Genomic DNA, 3,823 nt, shown 5'->3' on the forward strand with positions numbered 1-3,823 from the left:
CCTGCCGTGTTTCCCCCGCTTGCCGCGCTCCCAGCGCCTCCTGCACTGTCTGCGCCGCCGCCCCCGCCATGATGGTGCGCCGGTCCGGCACCAGCTGGCCGAACAGCGCCGTGCCGTCATGGCGCCGCAGCGGCTGGGCCGCATCGGGCTGGCGGTGCTGGCGTGACAGCAGCTCCTGCAGGCTGGCGTCCAGCACCTGGTCCAGCGCCACGCTGCCCAGCTGCGCGTGCGACAGGCGCAGCAAGGCCAGAGCGGCGCGGTTGGCACCCACCACCCAGCCGTCGCCCGAGATCAGCGCAATGCCTTCGCCCACCGTGCCAATGCCTTCGGGCCGCGCGTGCAGGTGCAGGCGGATGTGGCGCTGGCCGTCGCAGGCCATGAGGCGGTTTTCGATCATGCGGGCCGCCGTGCCGACCAGGCCCAGCGTGTGCGGGCTGCCCCGGCCATATTCGCTGGAGATGTCCAGGATGCCCAGCAGCTGGCCCGTGCCCGACAGGATGGGCGCGGCCGCGCAGGTGAGAAAGCCGTTGCGCTCCAGGAAATGCTCGCCGCCCTGGATTTCGATGGAGTCCATCTCGGCCAGTGCCGTGCCGATGGCATTGGTGCCGCGCTGCGCCTCATGCCAGGACGCACCGCTGGCCAGGGCCACGCGCTCGGCCTTGCCCAGAAAGAAAGGGTCGCCGCAGGTATCCACCAGGGTGCCGCAGGGGCCGGCCAGCACCACCACGCTCTGGCTGCCGCGCACCTGCTCGGACAGGTATTCCATGACGGGCCGTGAATGCGCCAGCAGCGCATGGTGGCGGCTGCGCAGCACGCCCAGCGCATGCTGCTCCAGGTTGTCGGCGGCGCCCAGGCGCCCGGTGGGACGCAGTCCCTGCTCGATGCAGCGCTGCCACGAGCGCGCCAGGCGCTCGTCCACCAGGCCGCTGGGGCAGCGGCCCGACTCCATCAGGCTGTGACGGGCCTGGCGCAAGGCCACAAGGGAGGCTCTCGATTGCATGCTGTCTCCTGCTCGGGCGTCATTGCGCCGCGTTGCGGGCCAGTATGCGGGGCCGGCGGGCACCGGGCAAGCCAAGTGGCGGGTCAGGCGCCCGACTGTTCCATTTCTGGACAGTTGTCCTGTTGCGCAACGTCACGGCACAGGGCGAACGCGCACGGGAATACCCGCAGCAGCCACGTCCCGCGGGCCTTTGCGGGCACCTGCCGTGCGGCCTGCGGGCTGGCACGGCTTTTGAATCATGTCTGCCGTCCGGCCATGGCCGGATATCCCGATCCACACCCGATCACAACAGACCCATAAGCATCCTCAGGAGACAAGCAGCATGACCGTCTACGCAGCACCCGGCGCCGCTGGCGCCAAGATCGCCTACAAGGCCCGCTACGACAACTTCATCGGCGGCAGGTTCGTACCTCCGGTCAAGGAGCAGTACTTCGACGTGGTCACCCCCATCAGCGGCAAGGTCTACACCCGCGCCGCGCGCTCCACGGCCGAAGACATCGAACTGGCGCTGGACGCCGCCCATGCCGCCAGCGACGCCTGGGGCCGCACCAGCGCGGCCGAGCGTGCGAACGTCCTGCTGAAGATCGCCGACCGCATCGAGGCCAACCTGGAGCTGCTCGCCTATGCCGAGACCGTGGACAACGGCAAGGCCATCCGCGAGACGCTGAATGCCGACATCCCGCTGACCGTGGACCATTTCCGCTATTTCGCGGGCTGCGTGCGCGCCCAGGAAGGCGCGCTCAGCCATATCGACGAGACCACGGTGGCCTATCACATCCAGGAGCCGCTGGGCGTGGTGGGCCAGATCATTCCCTGGAACTTCCCCATCCTCATGGCGGCCTGGAAGCTGGCGCCCGCGCTGGGCGCAGGCAACTGCGTGGTGCTCAAGCCGGCCGAGTCCACGCCCATCAGCATCCTGATCCTGGCCGAGCTCATTGCCGACCTGCTGCCGCCCGGCGTGCTCAACATCGTCAACGGCTTCGGCCGCGAGGCCGGCATGCCGCTGGCCACCAGCAAGCGCATCGCCAAGATCGCCTTCACGGGCTCCACCTCCACGGGCCGCGTGATCGCCCAGGCCGCCGCCAACAACCTGATCCCGGCCACGCTGGAGCTGGGCGGCAAGTCGCCCAACATCTTCTTCGCCGATGTGATGGACAAGGACGATGCCTTCCTCGACAAGGCCGTCGAAGGGCTGGTGCTGTTCGCCTTCAACCAGGGCGAGGTCTGCACCTGCCCCAGCCGCGCGCTGATCCACGAAAGCATCTACGACCGCTTCATGGAGCGCGTGCTCCAGCGCGTGGCCGCCATCCGGCATGCCAACCCGCTGGACACCGACAGCATGATGGGCGCGCAGGCGTCCAAGGAGCAGCTCACCAAGATCCTGTCGTACCTGGACCTGGGCAAGCAGGAGGGCGCCGAGGTGCTGGCCGGCGGAGGCCAGGCCCATCTGGGCGGCGACCTGGAAGGCGGCTACTACGTGCAGCCCACGCTGTTCAAGGGCCACAACAAGATGCGCATCTTCCAGGAGGAAATCTTCGGCCCCGTGCTGGCCGTGACCACCTTCAAGGATGAGGCCGAGGCCCTGGCCATTGCCAACGACACGCTCTACGGCCTGGGCGCAGGCGTGTGGAGCCGCAACGGCAACGTGGCCTACCGCATGGGCCGCGCCATCAAGGCCGGGCGCGTGTGGACCAACTGCTACCACGCCTATCCGGCGCACGCGGCCTTCGGCGGCTACAAGGAATCGGGCATCGGCCGCGAAACCCACAAGATGATGCTGGACCACTACCAGCAGACCAAGAACCTGCTGGTCAGCTACAGCGAGAACAAGCTGGGCTTCTTCTGAAGTTCTTCCCAGGTGAATGCGGCCGGCGGCGCACAGCGCGGCCGGCCGCCCAGGAAAGGACCAACCCATGGTTGACAAAGTGATTGCCACCGAGGCCGCACTGGCGCTGATCGCCGACCTGCAGGCGCAGCACGGGCCGGTGTTCTTCCACCAGTCCGGCGGCTGCTGCGACAACAGCGCCGCCAACTGCTATCTGCCCGGCGAGCTGACGATAGGCGCCCAGGACGTGCTGCTGGGCCAGGTGGGCGGCGCGCCCTTCTATATCGGCAAGTCGCAGTATGAATACTGGAAGCACACCCAGCTCATCCTGGACGTGATCGAGGGCCAGGGCGGCACCTTCTCGCTGGAGGGCAGCACGGGCAAGGCCTTCCACACACGCTCCAGGCTGTTCACGGACGAGGAATACGCCGAGATCCTGGCCGGCGAGGGCAACGGCCCCTGACAGGGGCCGCGCGGCGGGCTACTTTCCGGTCAGCCGCTTGACCGCGGCCTCGGTCTGGCGCACATGCTCGTCCGGGTCCGAGCCCATGTGCACGAAGCGGACCTTGCCGTCCTGCCCGATCACGTAGGAGATGCGGTCGGCGCGCTGGGGGTTGGCGGCGGCCGAGGCGTCGTAGGCGCGGATGGTCTGCGCCTGCGGGTCCGATGCCACGGCGAACTGGTCGCGGCAGGCCTCGGTGGAAAAGCGCTTGAGCGTATCGATGTCGTCATGCGACATGCCCACCACCGTGGCGCCCATGGCCGCGAAACGCGGCGTGGCCTCGGCAAAGGCGTGGGCTTCCATGGTGCAGCCCTGGGTGAAGGCCTTGGGGAAGAAATACAGCACCACCGGCCCCTTCCTGAGGGTGGCGGCCATGTCGAAATCGAAGGCCTTGCCCGCCACCGCGGCCGGCGTGGTGAAGCGCGGCGCGGTGTCGCCCACCTTGAGCGCTGCCTGGGCCAGCGGCGACAGCAGCAGCGCCGCCAGCACGGGTGCG

At 68.5% G+C, this 3,823-nt stretch carries 4 protein-coding genes; 2 read left to right on the forward strand and 2 right to left on the reverse strand.

All coding sequences use genetic code 11. The features are described from left to right. A partial coding sequence (locus L995_RS11730) for a sigma-54-dependent Fis family transcriptional regulator (RefSeq protein ID WP_047471870.1) occupies positions 1 to 1,000 on the reverse strand: 1,000 nt, incomplete at its 3' end. 322 nt (positions 1,001 to 1,322) lie between these two features. On the opposite strand from L995_RS11730, the gene exaC reads away from it, so the two are divergent. Then, a complete protein-coding gene (gene exaC / locus L995_RS11735; RefSeq protein WP_012207447.1) occupies positions 1,323 to 2,846 on the forward strand; it encodes an acetaldehyde dehydrogenase ExaC in 1,524 nt (507 codons plus the stop codon). 67 nt (positions 2,847 to 2,913) lie between these two features. After that, positions 2,914 to 3,288 (forward strand): DUF779 domain-containing protein, encoded by a 375-nt coding sequence (locus L995_RS11740; protein ID WP_047326464.1) that lies wholly within the window; start codon positions 2,914 to 2,916, stop codon positions 3,286 to 3,288. 18 nt (positions 3,289 to 3,306) lie between these two features. Here the strand turns inward: L995_RS11740 and L995_RS11745 are convergent. Further along, positions 3,307 to 3,823, reverse strand: a 517-nt coding sequence (locus L995_RS11745; RefSeq protein WP_047471876.1) for a peroxiredoxin, incomplete at its 5' end; no start/stop codon positions are given.

Origin of the sequence: Delftia sp. ZNC0008, assembly GCF_000799035.1 — a bacterium.
GTDB classification, from domain to species: Bacteria; Pseudomonadota; Gammaproteobacteria; order Burkholderiales; family Burkholderiaceae_C; genus Comamonas; species Comamonas tsuruhatensis.